Source organism: Pseudomonas sp. FG1 (assembly GCF_034313875.1).
Lineage (GTDB): Bacteria > Pseudomonadota > Gammaproteobacteria > Pseudomonadales > Pseudomonadaceae > Aquipseudomonas > Aquipseudomonas veronii.
Genome location: NZ_JAVIWP010000001.1, coordinates 2948767 through 2972095 on the forward strand (window position 1 = coordinate 2948767; position 23329 = coordinate 2972095).

Here is a 23329-nt window from a genome sequence, read left to right on the forward strand (position 1 = left end):
GCACGGCTACGGACCTGACGGGACGAACAGAACTATCAAACTAGCCCTGTTTTCAGTAGCTGGCTAATTACTGGACTCTATGGACAGATCCAAGGTTCCGAAGTCAGTTATCATGCGCGCGTTTTCATGACAGACATTGCGATAGCGCAAGTCCGTTGGGTCGCCAGGAGAGTCGATGAACACCCTTTTTATGCACTGCCGCCCGGGTTTTGAAGGCGAGGTCTGTTCCGAGATCGCGGAACACGCCGCGCGCCTGAACGTTTCCGGCTACGCCAAGGCCAAGACCGGCAGCGCCTGCGCCGAATTTGTCTGCACCGAGGAAGACGGTGCCCGGCGCCTGATGCACGGCCAGCGTTTTGCCGAGCTGATCTTCCCGCGGCAGTGGGCGCGCGGGGTGTTCATCGACCTGCCGGAAACCGACCGCATCAGCGTGATCCTCGCGCACCTGCGCGAATTCCCGGTGTGCGGCAGCCTGTGGCTGGAGATGGTCGACACCAACGACGGCAAGGAGCTGTCGAACTTCTGCAAGAAATTCGAAGTTCACCTGCGCAAAGCCCTGCTGAACGCCGGCAAGCTGGTGGACGACCCGAGCAAGCCGCGCCTGCTGCTGACCTTCAAGAGCGGCCGCGAAGTGTTCATGGGGCTGGCCGAGTCGAATAACTCGGCGATGTGGCCGATGGGCATCCCGCGCCTGAAATTCCCCCGCGATGCGCCCAGCCGCTCGACCTTGAAGCTGGAAGAGGCCTGGCACCACTTCATCCCCCGCGACCAGTGGGACGAGCGCCTGCACGGCGACATGACCGGCGTCGACCTGGGCGCCGCTCCGGGCGGCTGGACCTGGCAACTGGTCAACCGGGGCATGCTGGTGACCGCCATCGACAACGGCCCCATGGCCGAAAGCCTGATGGACACCGGCCTGGTGCAACACTTGATGGCCGACGGTTTCACCTTCGTGCCCAAGCAGCCGGTGGACTGGATGGTGTGCGACATCGTCGAAAAACCGGCTCGCAACGCCGCCTTGCTGGAAACCTGGATCGGCGAAGGCTATTGCCGTGAAGCGGTGGTCAACCTGAAACTGCCGATGAAGCAGCGTTACGCCGAGGTCAAGCGTTTACTCGAGCGCATCGAAGACGGCTTCAAGGCGCGCGGTATTCGTGTGGAAATCGGCTGTAAGCAGCTGTACCACGACCGTGAGGAAGTGACCTGCCACTTGCGTCGGCTGGTGGATGTGAAGAAAACCAAGGCCCGTTAAACTGAGCGCCTGCCGTAGGAGTTATCAATGAGCGATATGACCGACACTGCCGTCGACGGCACCCTCGACGCTACCGGCCTGAACTGCCCGGAGCCGGTGATGATGCTGCACCAGCACATCCGTGACCTGCCGCCTGGCGGCTTGCTCAAGGTGATCGCGACCGACCCGTCGACCCGCCGCGACATTCCCAAGTTCTGCGTGTTCCTTGACCATGAACTGGTGGCTCAGCAGGAACAGGCCGGTACGTACCTGTACTGGATCCGCAAGAAGCTCGACTAAGCCCCCGATTCCTGTAGGAGCGAGCTTGCTCGCGAAAACTAAGCCCCCGACTCCTGTAGGAGCGAGCTTGCTCGCGAAGACCCCGAGAGCGCCACGTCAAACCAGGCAAGCTGCGTTATCGCTGGCGACCTTCGCGAGCAAGCGCGGGTGTGTGCTGCTTAACCCCGCGCCTTGTCCCGGCGAATGCGTCGGCGTGCGCTGCGCGCCAGGCGCACCAGCAACATCCCCGCCGCGCAGCTCAGGCCCACGATCAGCCCCTGCCACAAACCGCTGGGGCCGCTCGCCGCGCCCAGCCAGTCGGTCAGCCCCAGGGCGTAACCCACCGGCAACCCCACGCCCCAGTAGGCGAACAGGGTCAGCACCATGGTCACGCGGGTGTCCTGATAGCCGCGCAGGGCACCGGCGGCGGTGACCTGGATCGAGTCGGAAAACTGGAACAGCGCGGAAAACACGATCAGCGTCGACGCCAGGTGGATCACCACCGGGTCCGGGGTGTAGATCGCCGCGATCTGCTCGCGAAACACCAGCATCAGGCTGCAGGACAGGCAGGCATACGCCAGCGCCGTGCCCATGCCGACCCCGGCAGCGAAGCGCGCTTCACGCGGCAGGCCACGGCCGAGGGCCTGGCCGACGCGCACGGTGACGGCCGTGCTCAGGGAGTAGGGGATCATGAACACCAGGGAACTGACGTTCAGGGCGATCTGATGGCCGGAGACCACCGTGGCGCCCAAGCTGCCGATCAGCAGGGCGATCACCGCGAAGATGCTCGATTCGGCAAAGATCGCGATGCCGATCGGCAGGCCGATGCCCAATACGCGCTTGATCACCGCCCATTGCGGCCAATCGAAACGCTTGAACAGTTCGCTGCTCTGGTACGCCGGCCCCCAGCGCGTCCAGCCCGCCAGGCCGAGCATCATCACCCACATCGCAATGCCCGTGGCCCAGCCGCAGCCCACGCCGCCCATGGCCGGCACGCCGAAATGGCCATAGATGAAGATGTAGTTCAGCGGGATATTCAGCGCCAACCCACACAGGCCCAGGACCATGCTCGGGCGTGTGCGGCCCAGGCCGTCGCTGAAACAACGCAACACGTAATACAGGGCAACGGCCGGCATGCCTGCGGCGATGCCGTGCAGGTAGCCCATGGACGGTTCGATCAGGTCGGGTTCAACCTTCATCGCGTGCAGGATCGGTTCGGCGCTGAGCAGCAGCAGTGACGCGATGATGCCGACCACCACCGCCAGCCACAGGGATTGGCGTACCAGCGGCCCGATCTCGCTGTAGTGACCGGCGCCATAGCGCTGGGCGACTTTCGGCGTGGTGGCCAGCAAGGTGCCGGTCATCAGCAGGTACACCGGAATCCAGATCGAATTGCCCAGGCCCACCGCCGCCAGATCCTGCGGGCTGACGCGCCCGGCCATCACCGCATCGACGAAGCTCATCGCGGTGGTTGCCAGTTGGCCGATCATGATCGGCACGGCGAGTGTCAGCAGGCCGCGCACTTCCCGGCTGATGCGGGCGGGACGGGTGAGGGTGGCGGTGGCGGTGTTCACGTGCAGATGTCCAAAGAAGAGCGCAGGACGGCGGATTCTACGCGTTGACGCAGCGGTCAGGAAAAAACCTGTGTTAGCTATTTGTAAGCGATCTTCCAGGCGCCGCAGCGTCCACCTTCGATCTGCGGTGGAACACCGATCGCATCCCTGTACACTGCTGTTCCGCCAAAGGAGCCTGCCATGCTGATTGTTGCCGACGAAAATATTCCGCTGCTCGATGCTTTCTTCCAAGGATTTGGCGAAATACGCCGGGTGCCCGGCCGTTCCATTGACCGCGCCACCGTCGAGCAGGCCGATGTGCTGCTGGTGCGCTCGGTGACCAACGTCAACCGGGCCTTGCTCGAAGGTTCCAAGGTGCGCTTTGTCGGCACCTGCACCATCGGCACCGATCATTTGGACCTCGACTATTTCCAGCGTGCCGGCATTCAATGGTCCAGCGCGCCCGGCTGCAATGCCCGTGGCGTGGTGGACTATGTGCTGGGCAGCTTGCAGACCCTGGCCGAGATCGAGGGCGCCGACCTCAACCAGCGGACTTACGGTGTCGTCGGCGCCGGTGAAGTGGGCGGGCGTTTGGTCAAGGTGCTCAAGGGCCTGGGCTGGAACGTGCTGGTCTGCGACCCGCCGCGGCAGATCGCCGAAGACGGTGACTACGTCAGCCTGGAGCAGATCATCGAGCAATGCGACGTGATCAGCCTGCACACGCCGTTGACCAAGTCCGGCAACGGCTCCACCTGGCACTTGTTCGACCGCGAGCGCCTCAATCGCCTCAAGCCTGGTGCCTGGCTGATCAACGCCAGCCGTGGCCCGGTGGTGGACAACGCCGCCCTGCGCGACGTGCTGCTTTCGCGTGAAGACCTGCAAGCGGTGCTGGATGTGTGGGAAGGCGAGCCCGAAGTGGATGTCGACCTGGCCGACCTCTGCGTGCTGGCCACCCCGCACATCGCCGGTTACAGCCTGGACGGCAAGCAGCGCGGCACGGCGCAGATCTACCAGGCGTTCTGCGCGCATCTGGGCCAGGCGCCGGCGATTGAACTGAGTGATTTGCTGCCGCCGCCGTGGCTGGCCGAGGTCCACTTGAATGCGTCTACCGACCCGGCCTGGGCGCTGGCGACGTTATGCCGCAGCGTGTACGACCCGCGTCGCGACGATGCGGATTTCCGTCGCAGCCTCGTGGGAACGGTGGACGAGCAACGCAAGGCGTTCGATCTGCTGCGCAAGCACTATCCGGAGCGCCGTGAGATCGATGGCTTGAAGGTGCGTATCCATGGGCAATCGGCGCTGTTGTCCGGCATCGTCGAGGCATTGGGCGCTGAGCTGCTGTAGGAACGAGGTCACAAAAAAACCGGCCATCAAGGCCGGTTCTGAAAGAGCGTGGGCGCTTCAGCCTTGCTGGGCAGGCTTGACCAGTCGCTGTTCCAGCTCGCGGCACGCTTGCTGGATCATGTCTTCGGTAATCTGCACTTCGCGGCCTTGGGCGTCGATGACGGAGCAAGGCAGGTATTGCGGTTGGCGGATTACTTCAATCTTGGCATCGCTGCTGTTTTGCAAGGTCATGGCCTGTCTCCTCATCAGGTTGTGTACCAACTTTAACCCCCCCGCGTGACCGAGCTGTTACAACTCCTTGCAAGATCATCGCTTCGAATACTCAGTCCACCAGAAACCGTTACAAATTTCCAGCCGGGTGTTAGACCGATAACCTCTAGGGGGCAGAGTGGGCGGGCATAATTAACCCGACTCATTGTTATTTACCCAAGTTCCCCCAATGTTGTCTGTAGGTTCCGATCTCCCCTCATCAGGTGATGCCCCCCATGTTCTCAGTCCGACAACGCCGTGCAATTCGCCTGGCCAGCCGCTTCATTGCGCCCTATCGCTGGCAGGCGCTCGGCGCGCTGGTGGCGCTGATCGTCACCGCCGGCATCACCTTGTCCATGGGCCAGGGCATTCGCCTGCTGGTGGACCAGGGCTTCATGACCCAGTCGCCACACTTGCTCAACCAATCCATCGGCCTGTTCATGATCCTGGTACTGGGCCTGGCCGTCGGCACGTTTGCGCGGTTTTACCTGGTGTCGTGGATCGGCGAGCGGGTGGTGGCGGACATTCGTCGGCAGGTGTTCAACCACCTGATCTACCTGCATCCGGGCTTCTATGAAAACAACCGCAGCTCGGAAATCCAGTCGCGGCTGACCACCGACACCACATTGTTGCAATCGGTGATCGGCTCCTCGCTGTCGCTGTTCCTGCGCAATGCGTTGATGGTCATCGGCGGCATCGTGCTGCTGTTTGTCACCAACCCCAAGCTCACCAGTATCGTGGTGGTGGCGCTGCCGCTGGTGTTGGCGCCGATCCTGATTTTCGGCCGCCGCGTGCGCAGCCTGTCGCGCTTGAGCCAGGACCGTATCGCCGACGTCGGCAGCTACGTGTCCGAGACGCTCGGCCAGATTAAGACCGTGCAGGCCTATAACCACCAGGCGCAGGACGAACAACGCTTTGCCGTGACCGTCGAGGACGCTTTCAGCACCGCACGTAAGCGCATCGCCCAGCGTGCCTGGCTGATTACCCTGGTGATCATGCTGGTGCTCGGCGCTGTCGGGGTGATGCTGTGGGTCGGCGGCATGGATGTGATCAGCGGGCGCATTTCCGGCGGTGAACTGGCCGCGTTCGTGTTCTACAGCCTGATCGTCGGCAGCGCCGTCGGCACCTTGAGCGAAGTGCTCGGCGAGTTGCAGCGCGCCGCGGGGGCGGCAGAGCGGATCGGCGAGTTGCTGCAGTCGCACAACGAGATCCAGGCGCCCGTCGCCGGCGGCGTGCAATTACCGCCACGCGTCAGCGGCCGCATGGAGCTGCAAGACCTGCGCTTTTCCTACCCGTCGCGGCCGGACACTTACGCCATCGACGGTTTGAACCTGACCATCAACCCCGGCGAAACCCTCGCGCTGGTGGGCCCGTCGGGCGCGGGCAAGTCGACGATTTTCGACCTGTTGCTGCGCTTCTATGATCCCCAGCACGGCCGCATCCTGCTCGAAGGCCAGCCGCTGACCGAACTCGACCCCCAGGACCTGCGCCGCCACTTTGCCCTGGTGTCCCAGAGCCCGGCGCTGTTCTTTGGCAGTGTCGAAGACAACATCCGCTACGGCAACCCGAGCGCCACCCGCGAGCAGGTCGAAGCCGCGGCGCGGATTGCCCATGCCCACGACTTCATCCTGCAAATGCCCGATGGCTACCAGACCCACCTCGGCGACGCCGGCATGGGCCTCTCCGGCGGCCAACGGCAACGCCTGGCGATCGCCCGCGCGTTGCTGGTAGATGCGCCGATCCTGCTGCTGGACGAAGCCACCAGCGCCCTCGACGCCCAGAGCGAACACCTGATCCAGCAGGCGCTGCCACAACTGATGCAGGGCCGCACCACGCTGGTCATCGCGCATCGGCTGGCGACGGTGAAGCATGCGGACCGGATCGCAGTGATGGACCAGGGCAAGCTGGTGGCGATCGGCACGCATCAGCAGTTGATCGCGAGCAACCCGCTGTATGCGCGGTTGGCGGCGTTGCAGTTCAGTGATGGCGTGGAGGAACAGGCTGCGCACTGAAATCACCGCGCATAAATAAAAATGCCCGCATCCTTCGATGCGGGCATTTTTGTGTGTGCGTCACGCTTTATTGATCGTCGAAATACCGCTCATGCCAGTCCACCAACGGCTGTGGCGAATTGAGCTTCTGCCCGTAGATCACCGAATAAGACAGCACGTTCTGCACGTACTGGCGGGTTTCGTCGAACGGGATGCTTTCCACCCACACGTCGAAACTCAGGTGATCGGCGCCGCGCAGCCACTGGCGCACGCGGCCCGGGCCGGCGTTGTAGGCGGCGGAAGCGAGGACGCGGTTGCCGTTGAACTGGCTGTGTACCTGGCTCAGGTAAGCGGCGCCGAGCTGGATGTTTTTATCCGGATCGAGCACCTGGGCCGGGGAGGCCAGCGGGATGCTGAACTTGCGCGCGGTGTCTTTGGCGGTGCCGGGCATCAGTTGCATCAGGCCGCTGGCGCCGACGCCGGAGCGGGCGTCGTCCATGAACGCGCTTTCCTGGCGGGTGATGGCGAACACCCAGCTCGAATGCAGACCACGCACCTTGGCTTCGCGCACCAGGGTGTCGCGGTGGGCCATTGGGAAGCGGATGTCGAGGTCATCCCAGTACTGCGCCTGGCTGATGGTACGGATCGCCGGGAAGTACCACTTCATGTCGTAGGCCAGCCTGGCCTGGGCGACCATTTCGTCGCGGTTGAAGTGACGGCTGACGTGGTACCACTCGCGGCGGCCATCGACCACCTGGCCCCGCGCATAGAACTCCAGGGCGCGGCGCACGCCGGGGGTGTTGCGCACTTTGTTGATCAGCGCCTGGCTCATCAACAGCGGCTTGTTCATCAGTTGGTACGGCGCTTTGGAGCGGTCGGCGGCGAGGAATCCGTAGAAATCGCGCTCCCGCGACAGGTTCTTGTACAGCACCAGGGCTTGCGGGTTTTTCGGCTCGGCCAGTTCCAGGCTGCGGGCCTGCCAGTAGCGCCAGCGGTTGGTGGTGGCCAAGTCCTGCGGGAGTTTGCGCGTGAGTTGGTAGGCGTCTTCCCAACGGGCCAGGCGCAACAGCAGGCGCAGGCGCCATTCGGACACGGTGTTGTCGCGCAGTTCCGGGTCGTACTTGGTCATCACCTCAAGGGCGCGTGGGTCAAAGCGCTTGGCCAGGGTCAGGCCGATCTCGCGGGCAATCGCCACTTTTTCGTCACGGGAGAAGTGCATGCTGCTGGCATAGCCGTCGAGCATGGCCATAGCCTTGTCCGGGTCCTGGCGCGCCAGGCGGCGCAGGCCCAGGCCCACGGCGTCAGACATGGCCTCGGTGGCCGGCAGGAAGCGCGATGGGTCGTTGAGCATCTCCGGCTTTTGCGCCACGTCCACCATCAGGCGGCCTTGGGCGCCGAGGGTCGGCAGGCTTTTTACCAGGCTGTTGGCCAGCGCGTAGTTGCGGGCTTCGGCGGCGAGCTTGGCGCGGTCCCAGATTTTCTGTTCGGTGAGTTGGCCATCTGCGGCCCACTGCGCGAACGTGGCATCACAGGCGGACGGTTGCGATTTACCGGTCAGCCAGAGTTTTTCGGTGGTTTTGTAGCCTTCGGCCTTCAGATTGTGCGTGAGCTGGAACTGGCCATGCAGGCAATCGAGCTCGACGAAATTGAGCTTGGGGTCGTAGTACTTTTCAAAGGTCTGCCAGTCGCCACGCTCGGCCAGCCAGCGCAACCAACGCAGTTTCATCCAGTTGGCCTGGGGCAGGTCGCCGTTTTTGGCGAGGAATTGTTCGATTTCCTCGTTGCTCGCGGTCTTCAGGCGTGCGGTCAGCTCGTCGTAGGCCAGGTACGGCGTCAGCGGATAGTCGGCCAAGGCCTGACTGTATTGCATGTAGGGCCCGGTATCGCCCTTGGCCAGGGCGCGTTTGGCTTCATCGTAATATTGACGTTGGGTGGTTATGTCCACGGCCAGGGCGGATTGAGCGGCAGTGGCGGTAAGAAGCAGACAAGATAAAAAGTTGAAAAGGCGACTGCGCATGAGACGTCCGTGCAGAGAAATCACGACTAGCGCCGGCACCGCCGACACTCATTGCCTCTAGCTTAGCCTTTTGCCAGCGGCCGGTGAAAGCTTTGCCGACCTGTTCGTTCAAGTTCGCAGGAATTGTCTTACAGAACCCACCCGTAGCGAAAATGCCGGCCGCATCCCACCCTCAACTCAGGTAGAATGCGCGCCCAGTTTTTGGAGAAGCGTATGACCCTGCTCAAATTCAGCGATGTGTCCCTTGCTTTCGGCGCTATGCCGTTGTTGGACAAGGTGTCCTGGCAGATCGCCCGTGGTGAGCGGGTGTGCATCATCGGCCGCAACGGCACCGGCAAGTCCAGCATGATGAAGCTGGTAAAAGGCGACCAGAAGCCCGATGACGGCTCTGTATGGCGCGCCCCGGGCCTCAAGATTGGCGAATTGCCGCAGGAACTGCCGGTGGCCGACGGACGGACAGTGTTCGACGTGGTCGCCGAAGGCCTGGACGGCGTCGGTGAGTTGCTTGCGCAATACCATCACCTGGCGCAGAACTGCGTCACCGAAGAAGACCTGGACAAGCTGATGCACGTCCAGCAAGACCTCGAAGCCCGCGACGGCTGGCGCCTGCAGCAACTGGTGGACAGCACCCTGAGCCGCCTGCAACTGCCGGCCGACAAGACCCTCGCCGAATTGTCCGGCGGCTGGCGTCGCCGCGTCCTGCTGGCCCAGGCCCTGGTGTCCGAGCCGGACCTGCTGCTGCTCGACGAACCGACCAACCACTTGGACATCGGCGCGATCGCCTGGCTCGAAGAAGCCCTCAAGGATTTCCAGGGCGCCGTGCTGTTCATCACGCACGACCGGTCCTTCCTGCAGAACCTGGCGACCCGCATCCTCGAGCTGGACCGTGGTGGCCTGATCGACTGGAACGGCGACTACGCCAGCTTCCTGGTCCACAAAGAAGCCACCCTGGCCGCTGAAGAAACCGCCAACGCCTTGTTCGACAAGCGCCTGGCCCAGGAAGAAGTGTGGATCCGCCAGGGCATCAAGGCGCGCCGCACCCGTAACGAAGGCCGTGTACGCGCACTCAAAGCCCTGCGCGTTGAACGCAGTGAGCGTCGCGAGCGCACCGGCAAGGCCAACATCATGCTGGAAACCGCCGACAAGTCGGGCAAGCAGGTGATGGTGCTGGAGAACGTCAGCTTCCATCACCCGGACGGTCCGTTCCTGATCAAGGACTTCTCCATGGTCCTGCAGCGCGGCGACCGTATCGGCCTGCTCGGCGCCAACGGCACCGGCAAGACCACGTTGCTCAAGCTGATGCTCAACGGCCTGCAACCGACCAGCGGTAAAGTGGAAGAGGGCACGCGCATTGACGTGGCCTACTTCGACCAGTTGCGTCACCAGTTGGACCTGGAAAAAACCGTGATCGACAACGTCGCCGAAGGCCGCGACTTTATCGATATCGACGGCCAGAGCCGCCATGTGCTGAGCTACCTGGGCGACTTCCTGTTCAGCCCGCAGCGCGCGCGCACGCCGGTCAAGGCCTTGTCCGGTGGTGAGCGTGCGCGCTTGTTGCTGGCCAAGCTGTTCAGCAAGCCGGCCAACCTGCTGGTCCTCGACGAACCGACCAACGACCTCGACGTGGAAACCCTCGAGCTGCTGGAAGAGGTCCTGCTGACCTTCAACGGCACTGTGCTGATGGTCAGCCACGACCGGGCATTCCTCGACAACGTGGTCACCAGCACCCTGGTCTTCGAAGGTGAAGGCAAGGTGCGCGAGTACGTCGGTGGTTACCAGGACTGGCTGCGCCAGGGCGGCTCGCCGCGCCTGCTGGGCGTGACCGAGAGCAAGTCCGGCAAGGCCGACTTGACCTCCGCCGTCGTCGCCCCCGTGGCCGCCGCTGCACCGGCGCCGGAAGCCGCGCCTGCCGCGAAGAAGAAACTCAGCTACAAGCTGCAGCGTGAGCTGGAAGCCCTGCCGGGTGAAATCGACGCCAAGGAGCAGCAGATCGCTGCGGTCGAAGCGCAAATGGCTGACGCGGGTTTCTACCTGCGTCCGGCGGCGGAAACCGCCGAGGTCATCGCGTCCCTGGAAACCTTGAACCAGGAGCTGGAAGTGTTGGTTGAACGTTGGGCCGAGCTGGACGCCTGATTGATTCCAGTGCATTAAAAAACCCGGTGTTCATTTCAATGAGCACCGGGTTTTTTATATGAGCTGCAGCTCAACATGTGGGAGGGAGCAAGCTCCCTCCCATATTGGATCTCGATCGGTCCTACGCGCCTTTTACCAGCTTCACCGCCAGCACATCGCACGGTGCGCCGTGCAGGACGTCATTGGCGGTGGAGCCCAGCAGCAAGGCCAGGCCGTGACGGCCATGGCTGCCGACCACGATCAGGTCGCAGCCCTGTTCCTTGGCCAGGTGATGGATTTCCTGGCGTGGCTGACCATAGGTCAGGTGGCTCTGATCTTTTTTCAGGTTCGGGTACTTGGTGATCAGGCGCTCAAGGCGTTCCTTGGCTTGATCGAATTGCTGCTGTTGCAGTTGTGACAGGTCCATCGGCACGTCGCCGCCAAAGGCCATGGCCATCGGTTCGACGATATGCACCAGGGACAGTTTGGCAGTGGTGCCAGCCAGATCCACGGCGCGTTTGATCACTGGATCGCACTCTTCGGTCAGGTCTACGGCGACCAGAATATGTTCGTATGACATGGGGCGTTCCTCCAGGGGACTGCAATAAGTTCAGTATGGCTGCTTTCAAGCGGATGGGGTTGCGTCAGGTCAAATCCGCTTATCTAAAAATTCGGGAGTACACATATGACGGTCTGGATAGTGGTGTCAATCCTTGCGGTGGTTTTGAGCCCCCTGGCATGGCTGCGCCCGTCGCGCCATCAGAGTGGGCGCATGGCCCTGCGCATGGAGGCGCGCCGCATGGGCCTGGCGATGCAACTGGCGCCCCAGGCGTGGCCGCACTGGCTCAAGCAGGAGCCGCCGAGCCCGTGCGCGCAATACCACCGGCCACGGCGCGGCAAGGTCCCTGCACTATGGAGTTATTGGCAGCTGGAGCCTGGCGTGTGGGTCAACCAGTGGCAGGAAGCCTGCGTGGACGAGCAATTGCTGGCGCATTTTGCGACGCTGCCGGCCAACGTCTACAAAGTCGAGGCAGACCGGCAAATGATCGCGTTGTGCTGGGGCGAGAAGGGTGAGGTGAGCGACCTGCAGGCCATTGATACGTTGCTCAAGGCCCTGGCCTGAACGTCGGGCAATAAAAAGCCCGACATCATCATCGGGCGGGGTTGGCCAGGCAGGCCGGTAAAACTGTGTGTTTCACGCCGGGTATTCACCCAGGCATTTTGACTATTCTGTAATGGCTGCCGCAAGCGTAGCCGGATATCCGGATCTGTACAGTCTTTTCCTACGCTGTATTCATTATTGATTTGGTGAATAGTTGAATATTGGCGAAGCGTGGGCCAAGGGTTGGGGTTCTGAAATGACTGGAAAGTCGCGTTTTTCCTAGCGCTTTCGAGCGATTGACAATTGCCCGGAATTGGATGAAGGTGGCGTACCCAAATCAAACGGGCGTATGAATTGAGCGTTTGTCTGTCAGACGTCTCATACAGAATCCCGACTATCGCATTGGCGGGTGTGCCTGGCGCATTGGGGTGAGCATTGACGAAATCATCAATGTCCAACCAGAGGCCAGCGTCCGATGTGTACTGTTCAGCTTCCATATCGTGGAGATCAGTTGATGATTTACGAAGGTAAAGCCATCACGGTTAAGGCTCTTGAAAGTGGCATCGTCGAACTGAAATTCGACCTCAAGGGTGAGTCCGTCAACAAGTTCAACCGTCTAACCCTGAACGAACTGCGTCAGGCCGTAGACGCCATCAAAGCAGATGCTTCGGTCAAGGGCGTGATCGTCTCCAGCGGCAAGGACGTGTTTATCGTCGGCGCCGACATCACCGAATTCGTCGAGAGCTTCAAGCTGCCCGATGCCGAGCTGGTGGCTGGCAACCTCGAAGCCAACAAGATTTTCAGCGATTTCGAAGACCTCAACGTGCCGACCGTTGCCGCGATCAACGGCATCGCGCTGGGCGGCGGCCTGGAAATGTGCCTGGCCGCGGATTTCCGCGTCATGTCGGCCACTGCGAAAATCGGCCTGCCGGAAGTCAAGCTGGGCATCTACCCAGGTTTCGGCGGCACCGTGCGCCTGCCGCGCATCATCGGGGCCGACAACGCCATCGAGTGGATCGCCGCCGGCAAGGAAAACAAAGCTGAAGACGCGCTGAAAGTCGGTGCCGTCGATGCCGTGGTTGCCCCGGACAAACTGGCCGAAGCCGCGCTGAACCTGATCAAGGGCGCCATCAGCGGCGAATTTGATTACAAGGCCAAGCGTCAGCCGAAGCTGGAAAAACTCAAGCTCAACGCCATCGAACAAATGATGGCGTTCGAAACCGCCAAAGGTTTCGTGGCTGGCCAGGCCGGCCCGAACTACCCGGCGCCGGTTGAAGCGATCAAGACCATCCAGAAAGCCGCGAACTTCGGTCGCGACAAAGCCCTGGAAGTGGAAGCGGCAGGTTTCGTCAAACTGGCCAAGACCTCCGCTGCCCGGAGCCTGATCGGCCTGTTCCTGAACGATCAGGAACTGAAGAAAAAGGCCAGGGCCTACGATGAAGTCGCCAAGGATGTGAAACAGGCCGCCGTACTCGGTGCCGGCATCATGGGCGGCGGTATCGCCTATCAGTCGGCGTCCAAAGGCACGCCGATCCTGATGAAAGACATCAACGAACACGGCATCGAGCAAGGCCTGGCGGAAGCGGCCAAGCTGCTGGTAGGTCGGGTTGATAAAGGTCGCATGACCGCGGCGAAAATGGCTGAAGTGCTCAACGGCATTCGTCCTACGCTGTCCTACGGCGATTTCGGCCACGTCGACCTAGTGGTCGAAGCGGTTGTCGAAAACCCGAAGGTCAAGCAAGCGGTACTGGCGGAAGTGGAAGCCCAGGTCAAAGACGACACCATCCTGGCGTCCAACACCTCGACCATTTCCATCACGCTGCTGGCCAAGGCCCTCAAGCGTCCGGAAAACTTCGTCGGCATGCACTTCTTCAACCCGGTACACATGATGCCGCTGGTGGAAGTGATCCGTGGTGAGAAGTCCAGCGAGCTGGCCGTCGCCACTACCGTTGCCTACGCCAAGAAAATGGGCAAGAACCCGATCGTGGTCAACGACTGCCCGGGCTTTTTGGTCAACCGCGTGCTGTTCCCGTACTTCGGCGGTTTCGCCAAGCTGGTCAGCGCCGGTGTGGACTTTGTGCGTATCGACAAGGTGATGGAAAAATTCGGCTGGCCGATGGGCCCGGCGTACCTGATGGACGTGGTCGGCATCGACACCGGCCACCACGGTCGCGACGTGATGGCTGAAGGCTTCCCGGACCGCATGAAAGACGACCGCCGCTCGGCGATCGACGCGCTCTACGAGGCCAAGCGCCTGGGCCAGAAGAACGGCAAGGGCTTCTACGCCTACGAGACCGACAAGAAGGGTAAGCAGAAGAAGGTTACCGATCCGTCGGTCCACGAAGTGCTCGCGCCGGTCATCTATGAACAGCGTGAGGTGTCCGACGAGGACATCATCAACTGGATGATGATCGCCCTGTGCCTGGAAACCGTGCGTTGCCTGGAAGACGGCATCGTCGAAACCGCCGCCGAAGCCGACATGGGCCTGGTGTACGGTATTGGTTTCCCTCCATTCCGTGGCGGTGCGCTGCGTTACATCGACTCGATCGGTGTGGCCGAGTTCGTTGCCCTGGCTGATCAATACGCTGATTTGGGCCCGCTGTACCACCCGACCGCGAAGCTGCGTGAGATGGCCAAGAACGGCCAGAGCTTCTTCGGTTAAGCGTCCCATACACTTGAGCGAGAATATTTATGAGCTTGAATCCAAGAGACGTCGTGATTGTCGACTTCGGTCGCACGCCGATGGGCCGCTCCAAGGGCGGCATGCACCGCAACACCCGCGCCGAAGACATGTCGGCGCACCTGATCAGCAAATTGCTGGAGCGTAACGTCAAGGTCGACCCGAACGAAGTCGAAGACGTGATCTGGGGCTGTGTCAACCAGACCCTGGAGCAGGGCTGGAACATCGCCCGCATGGCTTCCTTGCTGACCCAGATCCCACACACCGCGGCCGCCCAGACGGTCAGCCGCCTGTGTGGTTCGTCGATGAGTGCATTGCACACGGCCGCCCAGGCGATCATGACCGGCAACGGTGATGTATTCGTGGTCGGTGGCGTGGAGCACATGGGCCACGTCAGCATGATGCACGGTGTCGATCCCAACCCGCACATGTCACTGCACGCGGCAAAAGCCTCGGGCATGATGGGCCTCACCGCGGAAATGCTCGGCAAGATGCACGGCATTACCCGCGAAGCCCAGGATGCGTTCGGCCTGCGTTCCCATCAGCTCGCCCACAAGGCGACCGTGGAAGGCAAGTTCAAGGATGAAATCATCCCGATGAACGGCTACGACGAGAACGGTTTCCTGAAACTGTTCGACTACGACGAAACCATTCGTCCGGATACCACCCTGGAAAGCCTGGCCGCCTTGAAACCGGCGTTCAATCCAAAGGGCGGCACCGTGACAGCCGGCACTTCGTCGCAAATCACCGACGGTGCCTCGTGCATGATCGTGATGTCGGCGCAGCGTGCCAAGGACCTGGGTATCCAGCCGATGGCGGTGATTCGTTCGATGGCCGTAGCGGGTGTGGACCCGGCGATCATGGGCTATGGTCCGGTACCGGCGACACAAAAAGCCTTGAAGCGCGCGGGCCTGACCGTCGCCGATATCGACTTCTTCGAGCTCAACGAAGCCTTCGCCGCACAGGCCCTGCCGGTGCTGAAAGATTTGAAAGTACTCGACAAGATGAACGAGAAGGTTAACCTGCACGGCGGCGCGATCGCCCTGGGCCACCCGTTCGGTTGCTCCGGCGCGCGAATCTCCGGCACTTTGCTCAATGTGATGAAGCAAAATGGCGGCAACCTCGGGGTTGCAACCATGTGCATTGGTCTCGGCCAAGGCATTTCCACCGTCTTCGAACGCCTTTAAGCGTTGGGTTGACGGAAGCCGGGGCCCAGTGCCCCGGTTTTTGTTTTTCGGTAGTTTTATTATTTTTTTTTAACAAATTTTGTAAGGTGGCCAGAGCATGAAAGTCGAACCAGGGCTCTACCAACATTATAAAGGTCCGCAGTACCGCGTTTTTAATGTGGCGCGGCACTCCGAGACCGAAGAAGAAGTGGTGTTCTACCAAGCACTGTATGGCGATTACGGCTTTTGGGTGCGCCCGTTGAGCATGTTCCTAGAGTCCGTCGAAGTTGACGGCGAACAGGTCCCACGCTTTGCTTTGGTGCAGGCCGAACCCAGTCTTTTTTCAGGGCAATAACGGCAGGCTGCGCAGAATGCTGCGCTTGACCTCACCCGGTTGCCACTATATATAGCGTTGCCGCGTCAGGCGCCAACTGCCTTTCACTTCTCGAATTCAGGAATTTTCCGATCCATGGGCAAATCGCTGGTCATTGTGGAATCCCCGGCTAAGGCCAAGACCATCAACAAGTACTTGGGCAACGAGTACGTGGTGAAGTCGAGTATCGGCCATATCCGAGACCTGCCCACCAGCGGTTCGGCTAGCGCCAGCAAGGAGCCTGCCGCCAAGCGCGGCAAGGCGGCTGCGGGCGAAGGTCCGGTGCTCACGCCTAAAGAGAAAGCGCGCAAGCAGCTGGTCTCGCGCATGGGTGTGGACCCGGAACATGGCTGGAAGGCCAAGTACGAAATCCTTCCGGGCAAGGAAAAGGTCATCGAAGAGCTGCGCCGGCTCGCCAAAGATGCCGACACCATCTATCTCGCAACGGACTTGGACCGCGAAGGGGAAGCCATTGCCTGGCACCTGCGGGAAGCCATCGGCGGTGATGACAGCCGCTACAAGCGTGTGGTGTTCAACGAAATCACCAAGAAAGCCATCCAGGAAGCCTTCTCCAAGCCGGGCGAACTGGATATCGACCGCGTCAACGCTCAGCAGGCCCGCCGTTTCCTCGACCGCGTCGTGGGTTACATGGTCTCGCCACTGCTGTGGGCCAAGATTGCCCGTGGCCTGTCTGCTGGCCGTGTGCAATCGGTCGCGGTCAAGCTGGTGGTGGAGCGTGAGCGCGAGATTCGTGCGTTCAACCCTGAAGAATACTGGGAAGTCCACGCCGACCTCGGCACCGCCAAGGGCGCCAACGTGCGCTTTGAAGTGGCCCGTGAAAAAGGCGAGGCCTTCAAGCCGCTGAACGAAGCCCAGGCCATGGCCGCGCTGGAGAAGCTCAAGTCTTCCAGCTACAGCATCGTCAAGCGCGAAGACAAACCGACCAGCAGCAAGCCGTCAGCGCCGTTCATCACGTCCACCCTGCAACAGGCCGCGAGTAACCGCCTGGGCTTCGGCGTGAAGAAAACCATGATGATGGCCCAGCGTCTGTACGAAGCCGGCTACATCACCTATATGCGTACCGACTCCACCAACCTGTCGCAAGACGCGGTGGCGATGGCGCGCACGTATATTGAAAGCGAGTTCGGCAAGAAGTACCTGCCGGAGAAGCCAAACGTCTACAGCAGCAAAGAAGGCGCCCAGGAGGCTCACGAAGCGATTCGTCCTTCCGACGCCAACACCGAGCCGAGCAAGCTGAGCGGCATGGAACGTGACGCTGAGCGCCTCTATGAGCTGATCTGGCGCCAGTTCCTGGCCTGCCAGATGCTGCCGGCGCAATACCTGTCCACCACCGTCAGCGTGGGCGCAGGCGACTTCGAGCTGCGTGCCAAGGGCCGTATCCTCAAGTTCGACGGCTACACCCGCGTGATGCCGCAAATCGCCAAGCCAGGCGACGACGACGTACTGCCGGACATGGCTCAGGGCGACACGTTGAAGCTGATCAAGCTCGACCCGTCCCAACACTTCACCAAGCCGCCGGCACGTTATTCGGAAGCCAGCCTGGTGAAAGAGATGGAGAAACGCGGTATCGGTCGTCCTTCGACCTATGCGGCGATCATCTCCACGATCCAGGACCGTGGCTACGTGGCGCTGCACAACCGGCGTTTCTATTCGGAAAAAATGGGCGACATCGTCACCGAGCGTCTGTCCGAGAGTTTCTCCAACCTGATGGACTACGGCTTCACCGCCGGTATGGAAGAGAACCTCGATGACGTGGCCCAGGGCGAGCGCGACTGGAAGAGCGTGCTCGACGAGTTCTACGGCGACTTCAAGAAAAAACTCGAAGTGGCCGAAAGCCCGGACAGCGGCATGCGTGCCAACCAGCCGGTGATGACTGACATCCCGTGCCTGACCTGCGGCCGGCCGATGCAGATTCGTACCGCGTCCACCGGCGTGTTCCTCGGTTGCTCGGGCTACAGCCTGCCGCCGAAAGAGCGCTGCAAGGCCACCGTCAACCTGGTGCCGGGCGATGAAATCGCCGCCGACGACGAGGGTGAATCCGAATCGCTGGTGCTGCGTGGCAAGCACCGCTGCCCGATCTGCAGCACGGCGATGGATGCCTACCTGCTGGACGAGAAGCACAAGTTGCACATCTGTGGTAACAACCCGGATTGCGACGGCTACGAGATCGAAGAGGGCAGCTACCGCATCAAGGGCTACGAAGGCCCGAGCCTGGAATGCGACAAGTGCGGCAGCGAGATGCAACTCAAGACCGGCCGTTTCGGCAAGTTCTTCGGTTGCACCAACCCGACGTGCAAGAACACCCGCAAACTGCTGAAAAGCGGTGACGCGGCGCCGCCGAAGATGGACCCGGTGAAGATGCCCGAACTCAAGTGCGAGAAGGTCAACGACACCTATATCCTGCGTGATGGCGCTTCGGGGCTGTTCCTGGCTGCCAGCCAGTTCCCGAAAAACCGCGAGACCCGTGCGCCGCTGGTGCTCGAGATCGTGCCGCACAAGGATGAGATCGATCCGAAGTACCACTTCCTGTGCGAAGCGCCGAAGAAGGACCCGGACGGTCGCCCGGCCGTGATCCGCTACAGCCGCAAGACCAAGGAACAGTACGTGCAGTCCGAAGTGGATGGTAAGCCGACCGGTTGGAAGGCGTTCTACGACGGCGGCAAGTGGAAGGTCGAGGACAAGCGCCAGGGCGCTTGATCGGTTAATCTGATAACGCTAAAAGCCGTCTGCATAGACGGCTTTTGCTTGCTGTAGGAGCGAGCTTGCTCGCGAAGGTCGCTAACGATTACACGAAAAACCTGATGCCCCACGGCGCCCCCAGGTTTTTCGCGAGCAAGCTCGCTCCTACATACCAGCATTACGCCTATTCGTTGTGGAGATTGCCGTCATGGCCAACGAACTCTATACCCGTACCAACCAGAAAATTTACTTCGCGGGTTTATCCCTGGAAGCCCTTGGCCGTGCCGAGGAAGGGAAGGAGATGAACGCCATCGCGCTGGTCCAGGCGGGGCGTGAGGCGGCCCTGTTCCACCTGTACGGCGCCTTGCTGGGGCTGTGTCATGAAATCGCCGGGTTCTACCGTTTGCCCCAGGCCGGTTCACCGCGTGCGGAAATGATCATGAATCGCGAAGTGCTGGACGCCATGGCGATCCCTGAACTCGCCGAATTGGTGGAAATGGCGCAAAGCCCCGACAGTTGGGTGGCACGCCTGCTCAAGGCGCATGCCGATATGTTCCAGCCGCCACGTGTTCCCCATGTGCCCAAGGGCGATGTGACCCAGCCGTTGATCGTGGCGCTGTCGCTGGAAGAGGATGAGCCGAAGCCGTTGAGCCGCGAAGAGCTTGAAGGCTGGCGCCAGGAGCTGAAAAACATGGCGCTGCGGTTTCGTGAAGGTTTGAACGAGTGCTGAGACACGCTCGTTGAGCCGGTGATCATTGCGAGCTGACAGCCAAGGCACCTGCGCAGATGGGTGCCAATCAAAATTGTGGCTCACTAAGCACCATTCATCCAGCCGTAAAGAAACCTCGCCAGATCCACTGCGAGGCCCGGCAGATGACTGATATAATCCCGGCCTTTCGTGGAGAACAGACTTTTATGCCAACGTCCTTTCTGGAAATTGTTGAATTGCCTGACGGCCGAATCGAGCTGCGCCGGGCTGAGGACGAGGGTTCTCTGGTTATCTTGGACTTTTCCGAAGATGCCAAGGCGTTCCTGCAAGGCCAGCACGTGGAAGTGGCAAAAGCCATGTTGAGCGTTGGCGTACAGATGGCAGGCCGCCTGGCGGAAGGCGAACCGGAGAAAGAAGACGGTCCACGGGTTCTGCACTGAGTGTGGCGTGGGAGCTTGCTCCCGCTGGGGCGCTAAGCGGCCCTGAACATGCGATTGCTGCACCGTCCAATGGGAGCAAGCTCCCTTGCCACAGGGCTAGCCTGCGGCACCTCGAATTACCCCAAACGAATATTCAAGCTCTGCGCATCGCCGGTACGCGCAGCGCTGATCAACTGTTGCTTGGCGTTGGCATTCAGCGGGTTCAACCAGCTCACCACTGTATGGCTGCGGCCCAGGCGCAGGGCTTCGCAGGTCAACTGCTGGGCACTTTGTGCGCCGCGTGGTTGCAGCAACAGGATGCGCTCGCGGTTGAGACCGGCGTCCCGCAGCCAGGCCTGGGTCAGGCTGGCGGGTGGGGCGATCAGCGTCAACCAGCGTGCATCCTGTTCCTCGCTCAGTTCACGCAGGATCGGCGCCAGCAGGCTCAGGCAGCTCCCGGCCGCACCGCGCAACGACAGTTCACTGAACGCCTCAGGCTCGGCGCACCAGGGCGCCTCGACCGTTTCCTTGAGGATGGGCGCAAGGGGTTGGGCCATGAAGGCCTCGAACAGCGACAGTTGTGTGTGTTGTGGGGTGTGCACGAGCTGCATGATGCCTCCTTTAGCGGCGAATGACGCCGACGCTCAGGCCTTCGATCACCAGGTCCTGGTCTTTCAGGTTGACTTCGATCGGGGCGAACTCAGGGTTCTCGGCCAGGAGCCAGACCTTGCTGCCTTCGCGCTTGAAGCGTTTGACGGTGACTTCATCGCCGATGCGGGCGACGACGATCTGGCCGTTACGGGCTTCACGAGTGGTGTGGACGGCCAGCAGGTCACCGTCGAAAATGCCCACGTCCTTCATGCTCATGCCATGCACCCGCAACAGGTAGTCGGCGCGAGGGTGGAAGAAGGTCGGGTTGATGTTGCAGGATTCCTCGACGTGCTGTTGCGCCAGGATCGGCGCGCCGGCAGCGACGCGGCCGATGATCGGCAGGGTCGATTCGTCGGCCTTGGCTTCGAAACCGGGGATGCGAATGCCCCGCGAAGCGCCCGGGGTCATCTCGATCGCGCCTTTGCGAGCGAGGGCCTTGAGGTGTTCTTCGGCGGCGTTGGGGGATTTGAACCCCAGTTCCAGCGCAATTTCCGCGCGCGTCGGCGGGTAGCCGTTGTCGTCGAGGCAGCGCTTGATAAAAGCCAGAATCTCAGCTTGGCGTGGCGTCAGTTTTAGCATGTTGATCGCTCTGTCTTTTTATACAGTGACTGGGATTATATACAGTGGACTGCGCTTGGCAATCATCCTTTTTTGCGCGTCCGCTGGACGGTCATTCGTCAGCCCTCCTACAACGCAAAGACAGCGCTGCCTACAGAGTTGAAAGGATGTGATTAAATAGCGTTCAAATAGATGACTGCCCGGCCGGAAAGCGAACCCGCAGGCTTGACAAGACACAAGCTGAAACGTATGTTTCAAACAAGTGTTTGTCAGGCGGAGTAGCCATGGCCCAGTCGGAAACCGTTGAACGCATTCTCGATGCTGCCGAGCAATTGTTCGCGGAAAAAGGATTTGCTGAAACCTCATTGCGGCTGATCACCAGCAAGGCCGGGGTCAACCTCGCCGCCGTGAACTACCATTTCGGCTCGAAAAAAGCCCTGATCCAGGCGGTGTTCTCGCGTTTCCTGGGGCCGTTCTGCGCCAGTCTCGACCGTGAGCTCGAACGCCGCCAGGCCAAGGCCGACCATAAGCCAAGCCTGGAAGAACTGCTGGAAATCCTCGTTGAGCAAGCGCTGGTGGTGCAGCCACGCAGCGGCAACGACCTGTCGATCTTCATGCGCCTGTTGGGCCTGGCGTTCAGCCAGAGCCAGGGCCACCTGCGCCGCTACCTGGAAGACATGTACGGCAAGGTGTTCCGCCGCTATATGTTGCTGGTCAACGAAGCCGCCCCGCGCATCCCGCCGATCGAATTGTTCTGGCGCGTACACTTCATGCTCGGCGCGGCGGCATTCAGCATGTCCGGGATCAAGGCCTTGCGGGCGATTGCCGAGACCGACTTTGGCGTCAACACCTCCATCGAGCAGGTGATGCGCCTGATGGTGCCGTTCCTCGCTGCCGGCATGCGCGCCGAAACCGGCGTGACCGACCAGACCATGGCCGCCGCGCAATTGCGTCCGCGCAGCAAATCGACGCCAATCCCCGCGAAGGTTTGACCGCCCCGGGTGTGCGCGGCCGCCAGCATCCGCTAAGCTAGCCGCCCATGCCGAATTCAGCTATTTACTCGCAACCCATTGTTCTTGCCGCGCCCGCCGCGCCGCGAGGGCAATGGGTTGTGTGCGTTATTTAAGGAAGGTTTATGACTGCTGCCCTGCAAGGTTCTTTGATGGTCGACGTTGCCGGCACCTGGCTGACGGCCGAGGATCGCCACCTGTTGCGCCAGCCTGAGGTGGGCGGCCTGATCATTTTTGCGCGCAATATCGAGCATCCGCGCCAGGTGCGGGAATTGAGCGCGGCGATTCGTGCCGTGCGCCCGGACCTGCTGCTGGCGGTCGACCAGGAGGGCGGTCGCGTGCAGCGCCTGCGCCAGGGTTTTGTGCGCCTGCCGGCCATGCGTGCGCTGGCGGATCACCCTAACGCCGAATACCTCGCCGAACAGTGTGGCTGGATCATGGCCACTGAAGTCCTGGCCGTCGGCCTGGACCTGAGCTTCGCCCCCGTGCTGGACCTGGACTACCAGCGCAGCGCTGTGGTCGGCAGCCGTTCCTTCGAGGGCAACCCCGAGCGCGCCGCGGTGCTTGCCGGGGCGTTTATCCGTGGCATGAACAGCGCCGGCATGGCCGCCACCGGCAAGCACTTCCCGGGGCACGGGTGGGCTGAGGCCGATTCCCACGTTGCGATTCCCAATGACGAACGCAGCCTGGAACAGATTCGCGCCAATGACCTGGTACCTTTCGCGCGCCTGAGCCGGCAATTGGCTGCGGTGATGCCAGCCCACGTCATTTACCCGCAAGTCGACGCCCAGCCGGCCGGTTTCTCGCGCCGCTGGTTGCAGGACATCCTGCGCGGCGAATTGCAATTTGACGGGGTGATTTTCAGCGACGACCTGTCCATGGCTGGTGCCCACGTGGTCGGGGATGCGGCCAGCCGTATTGAGGCCGCACTGACGGCGGGTTGTGACATGGGCCTGGTGTGCAACGATCGGGCGGCTGCCGAACTGGCGCTGAGCGCGGCCCAGCGGATGAAGGTCACGCCATCGGCGCGGATCGCACGGATGCGTGGGCAGGCGGTTGCGTCGATGGAGTATAAGCAAGACCCGCGTTGGCTGGTGGCGCTCGGCGCGTTGCGGGATGCGCAGTTGATCGATTGAGACGGCGGCGCGCCTATCGCGGGCAAGCCCGCTCCTACACTTGATTGTG

At 61.5% G+C, this 23329-nt stretch carries 20 protein-coding genes; 14 read left to right on the forward strand and 6 right to left on the reverse strand.

The genetic code is table 11. The features are described from left to right. Positions 1 to 175: 175 nt before the first annotated feature. Positions 176 to 1252, forward strand: a complete 1077-nt coding sequence (gene rlmM / locus RGV59_RS13575; protein WP_017848763.1) for a 23S rRNA (cytidine(2498)-2'-O)-methyltransferase RlmM — start codon at positions 176 to 178, stop codon at positions 1250 to 1252. Between the two features lie 27 nt (positions 1253 to 1279). Further along, positions 1280 to 1531, forward strand: a complete 252-nt coding sequence (gene tusA / locus RGV59_RS13580; protein WP_017848764.1) for a sulfurtransferase TusA — start codon at positions 1280 to 1282, stop codon at positions 1529 to 1531. A 158-nt stretch (positions 1532 to 1689) separates the two neighbouring features. Here tusA and RGV59_RS13585 read toward each other — a convergent pair whose 3' ends face one another. Then, a complete protein-coding gene (locus RGV59_RS13585) occupies positions 1690 to 3084 on the reverse strand; it encodes an MATE family efflux transporter (protein WP_046490416.1) in 1395 nt (464 codons plus the stop codon). Positions 3085 to 3264: 180 nt separating this feature from the next. Between RGV59_RS13585 and pdxB the strand changes: the two genes are divergently transcribed. Beyond that, positions 3265 to 4407, forward strand: a complete 1143-nt coding sequence (pdxB, locus tag RGV59_RS13590) for a 4-phosphoerythronate dehydrogenase PdxB (RefSeq protein ID WP_017848766.1) — start codon at positions 3265 to 3267, stop codon at positions 4405 to 4407. Positions 4408 to 4464: 57 nt separating this feature from the next. On the opposite strand, the gene RGV59_RS13595 is transcribed toward pdxB, so the two are convergent. Then, positions 4465 to 4638: a PA1571 family protein gene (locus RGV59_RS13595; protein ID WP_017848767.1), complete on the reverse strand. Its 174-nt coding sequence runs from the start codon at positions 4636 to 4638 to the stop codon at positions 4465 to 4467. A gap of 245 nt (positions 4639 to 4883) precedes the next feature. Here RGV59_RS13595 and RGV59_RS13600 point away from each other — a divergent pair, with 245 nt between their 5' ends. Then, on the forward strand, positions 4884 to 6668 hold the full coding sequence (locus RGV59_RS13600) for an ABC transporter ATP-binding protein/permease (protein ID WP_185833599.1): 1785 nt from the start codon (positions 4884 to 4886) through the stop codon (positions 6666 to 6668). A 67-nt stretch (positions 6669 to 6735) separates the two neighbouring features. On the opposite strand, the gene RGV59_RS13605 is transcribed toward RGV59_RS13600, so the two are convergent. Next, entirely contained in the window at positions 6736 to 8664 is a 1929-nt protein-coding gene (locus RGV59_RS13605; protein ID WP_017848769.1) for a transglycosylase SLT domain-containing protein, read from the reverse strand. A 213-nt stretch (positions 8665 to 8877) separates the two neighbouring features. On the opposite strand from RGV59_RS13605, the gene RGV59_RS13610 reads away from it, so the two are divergent. After that, positions 8878 to 10797: an ATP-binding cassette domain-containing protein gene (locus RGV59_RS13610; protein WP_017848770.1), complete on the forward strand. Its 1920-nt coding sequence runs from the start codon at positions 8878 to 8880 to the stop codon at positions 10795 to 10797. 121 nt (positions 10798 to 10918) lie between these two features. On the opposite strand, the gene RGV59_RS13615 is transcribed toward RGV59_RS13610, so the two are convergent. Next, positions 10919 to 11356, reverse strand: coding sequence for a universal stress protein (locus RGV59_RS13615; RefSeq protein ID WP_102617703.1), 438 nt, complete (start codon positions 11354 to 11356; stop codon positions 10919 to 10921). Between the two features lie 105 nt (positions 11357 to 11461). Here RGV59_RS13615 and RGV59_RS13620 point away from each other — a divergent pair, with 105 nt between their 5' ends. From RGV59_RS13620 to RGV59_RS13650, 7 genes are all read left to right on the forward strand, one after another. After that, positions 11462 to 11899, forward strand: a complete 438-nt coding sequence (locus RGV59_RS13620; protein ID WP_017848772.1) for a hypothetical protein — start codon at positions 11462 to 11464, stop codon at positions 11897 to 11899. 493 nt (positions 11900 to 12392) lie between these two features. Next, positions 12393 to 14540 carry a fatty acid oxidation complex subunit alpha FadB gene (fadB, locus tag RGV59_RS13625; protein WP_126586398.1) on the forward strand — a complete coding sequence of 716 codons (2148 nt, stop codon included), beginning with the start codon at positions 12393 to 12395 and terminating at the stop codon, positions 14538 to 14540. Between the two features lie 29 nt (positions 14541 to 14569). Next, entirely contained in the window at positions 14570 to 15745 is a 1176-nt protein-coding gene (gene fadA, locus RGV59_RS13630) for an acetyl-CoA C-acyltransferase FadA (protein ID WP_026140242.1), read from the forward strand. 97 nt (positions 15746 to 15842) lie between these two features. Beyond that, positions 15843 to 16079: a DUF1653 domain-containing protein gene (locus RGV59_RS13635; protein ID WP_010563748.1), complete on the forward strand. Its 237-nt coding sequence runs from the start codon at positions 15843 to 15845 to the stop codon at positions 16077 to 16079. A gap of 114 nt (positions 16080 to 16193) precedes the next feature. After that, positions 16194 to 18815 carry a type I DNA topoisomerase gene (topA, locus tag RGV59_RS13640; protein ID WP_046384322.1) on the forward strand — a complete coding sequence of 874 codons (2622 nt, stop codon included), beginning with the start codon at positions 16194 to 16196 and terminating at the stop codon, positions 18813 to 18815. Between the two features lie 190 nt (positions 18816 to 19005). After that, a complete protein-coding gene (locus tag RGV59_RS13645) occupies positions 19006 to 19527 on the forward strand; it encodes a DUF6586 family protein (RefSeq protein WP_017848776.1) in 522 nt (173 codons plus the stop codon). Between the two features lie 185 nt (positions 19528 to 19712). Further along, the gene (locus RGV59_RS13650) at positions 19713 to 19946 is read left to right on the forward strand and encodes a hypothetical protein (RefSeq protein ID WP_017254451.1); all 234 of its coding nucleotides are present in this window, start codon (positions 19713 to 19715) and stop codon (positions 19944 to 19946) included. 116 nt (positions 19947 to 20062) lie between these two features. Here RGV59_RS13650 and sulA read toward each other — a convergent pair whose 3' ends face one another. After that, on the reverse strand, positions 20063 to 20536 hold the full coding sequence (gene sulA / locus RGV59_RS13655) for an SOS-induced cell division inhibitor SulA (protein ID WP_017848777.1): 474 nt from the start codon (positions 20534 to 20536) through the stop codon (positions 20063 to 20065). Positions 20537 to 20546: 10 nt separating this feature from the next. Further along, positions 20547 to 21155 (reverse strand): transcriptional repressor LexA, encoded by a 609-nt coding sequence (gene lexA / locus RGV59_RS13660; RefSeq protein WP_003172575.1) that lies wholly within the window; start codon positions 21153 to 21155, stop codon positions 20547 to 20549. A 263-nt stretch (positions 21156 to 21418) separates the two neighbouring features. Between lexA and RGV59_RS13665 the strand changes: the two genes are divergently transcribed. Then, positions 21419 to 22126: a TetR/AcrR family transcriptional regulator gene (locus tag RGV59_RS13665; protein ID WP_046384321.1), complete on the forward strand. Its 708-nt coding sequence runs from the start codon at positions 21419 to 21421 to the stop codon at positions 22124 to 22126. A 143-nt stretch (positions 22127 to 22269) separates the two neighbouring features. Further along, entirely contained in the window at positions 22270 to 23280 is a 1011-nt protein-coding gene (gene nagZ, locus RGV59_RS13670; RefSeq protein WP_126586394.1) for a beta-N-acetylhexosaminidase, read from the forward strand. Positions 23281 to 23329 lie beyond the last annotated feature (49 nt).

Excerpts from the sequence above, each read along its gene's own strand:
- rlmM (WP_017848763.1), top strand. The coding sequence starts at position 176 with ATGAACACCCTTTTTATGCACTGCCGCCCGGGTTTTGAAGGCGAGGTC.
- tusA (WP_017848764.1), top strand. The coding sequence starts at position 1,280 with ATGAGCGATATGACCGACACTGCCGTCGACGGCACCCTCGACGCTACC.
- pdxB (WP_017848766.1), top strand. The coding sequence starts at position 3,265 with ATGCTGATTGTTGCCGACGAAAATATTCCGCTGCTCGATGCTTTCTTC.
- RGV59_RS13595 (WP_017848767.1), bottom strand. The coding sequence starts at position 4,638 with ATGACCTTGCAAAACAGCAGCGATGCCAAGATTGAAGTAATCCGCCAA.
- RGV59_RS13600 (WP_185833599.1), top strand. The coding sequence starts at position 4,884 with ATGCCCCCCATGTTCTCAGTCCGACAACGCCGTGCAATTCGCCTGGCC.
- RGV59_RS13605 (WP_017848769.1), bottom strand. The coding sequence starts at position 8,664 with ATGCGCAGTCGCCTTTTCAACTTTTTATCTTGTCTGCTTCTTACCGCC.
- RGV59_RS13610 (WP_017848770.1), top strand. The coding sequence starts at position 8,878 with ATGACCCTGCTCAAATTCAGCGATGTGTCCCTTGCTTTCGGCGCTATG.
- RGV59_RS13615 (WP_102617703.1), bottom strand. The coding sequence starts at position 11,356 with ATGTCATACGAACATATTCTGGTCGCCGTAGACCTGACCGAAGAGTGC.
- RGV59_RS13620 (WP_017848772.1), top strand. The coding sequence starts at position 11,462 with ATGACGGTCTGGATAGTGGTGTCAATCCTTGCGGTGGTTTTGAGCCCC.
- fadB (WP_126586398.1), top strand. The coding sequence starts at position 12,393 with ATGATTTACGAAGGTAAAGCCATCACGGTTAAGGCTCTTGAAAGTGGC.
- fadA (WP_026140242.1), top strand. The coding sequence starts at position 14,570 with ATGAGCTTGAATCCAAGAGACGTCGTGATTGTCGACTTCGGTCGCACG.
- RGV59_RS13635 (WP_010563748.1), top strand. The coding sequence starts at position 15,843 with ATGAAAGTCGAACCAGGGCTCTACCAACATTATAAAGGTCCGCAGTAC.
- topA (WP_046384322.1), top strand. The coding sequence starts at position 16,194 with ATGGGCAAATCGCTGGTCATTGTGGAATCCCCGGCTAAGGCCAAGACC.
- RGV59_RS13645 (WP_017848776.1), top strand. The coding sequence starts at position 19,006 with ATGGCCAACGAACTCTATACCCGTACCAACCAGAAAATTTACTTCGCG.
- RGV59_RS13650 (WP_017254451.1), top strand. The coding sequence starts at position 19,713 with ATGCCAACGTCCTTTCTGGAAATTGTTGAATTGCCTGACGGCCGAATC.
- sulA (WP_017848777.1), bottom strand. The coding sequence starts at position 20,536 with ATGCAGCTCGTGCACACCCCACAACACACACAACTGTCGCTGTTCGAG.
- lexA (WP_003172575.1), bottom strand. The coding sequence starts at position 21,155 with ATGCTAAAACTGACGCCACGCCAAGCTGAGATTCTGGCTTTTATCAAG.
- RGV59_RS13665 (WP_046384321.1), top strand. The coding sequence starts at position 21,419 with ATGGCCCAGTCGGAAACCGTTGAACGCATTCTCGATGCTGCCGAGCAA.
- nagZ (WP_126586394.1), top strand. The coding sequence starts at position 22,270 with ATGACTGCTGCCCTGCAAGGTTCTTTGATGGTCGACGTTGCCGGCACC.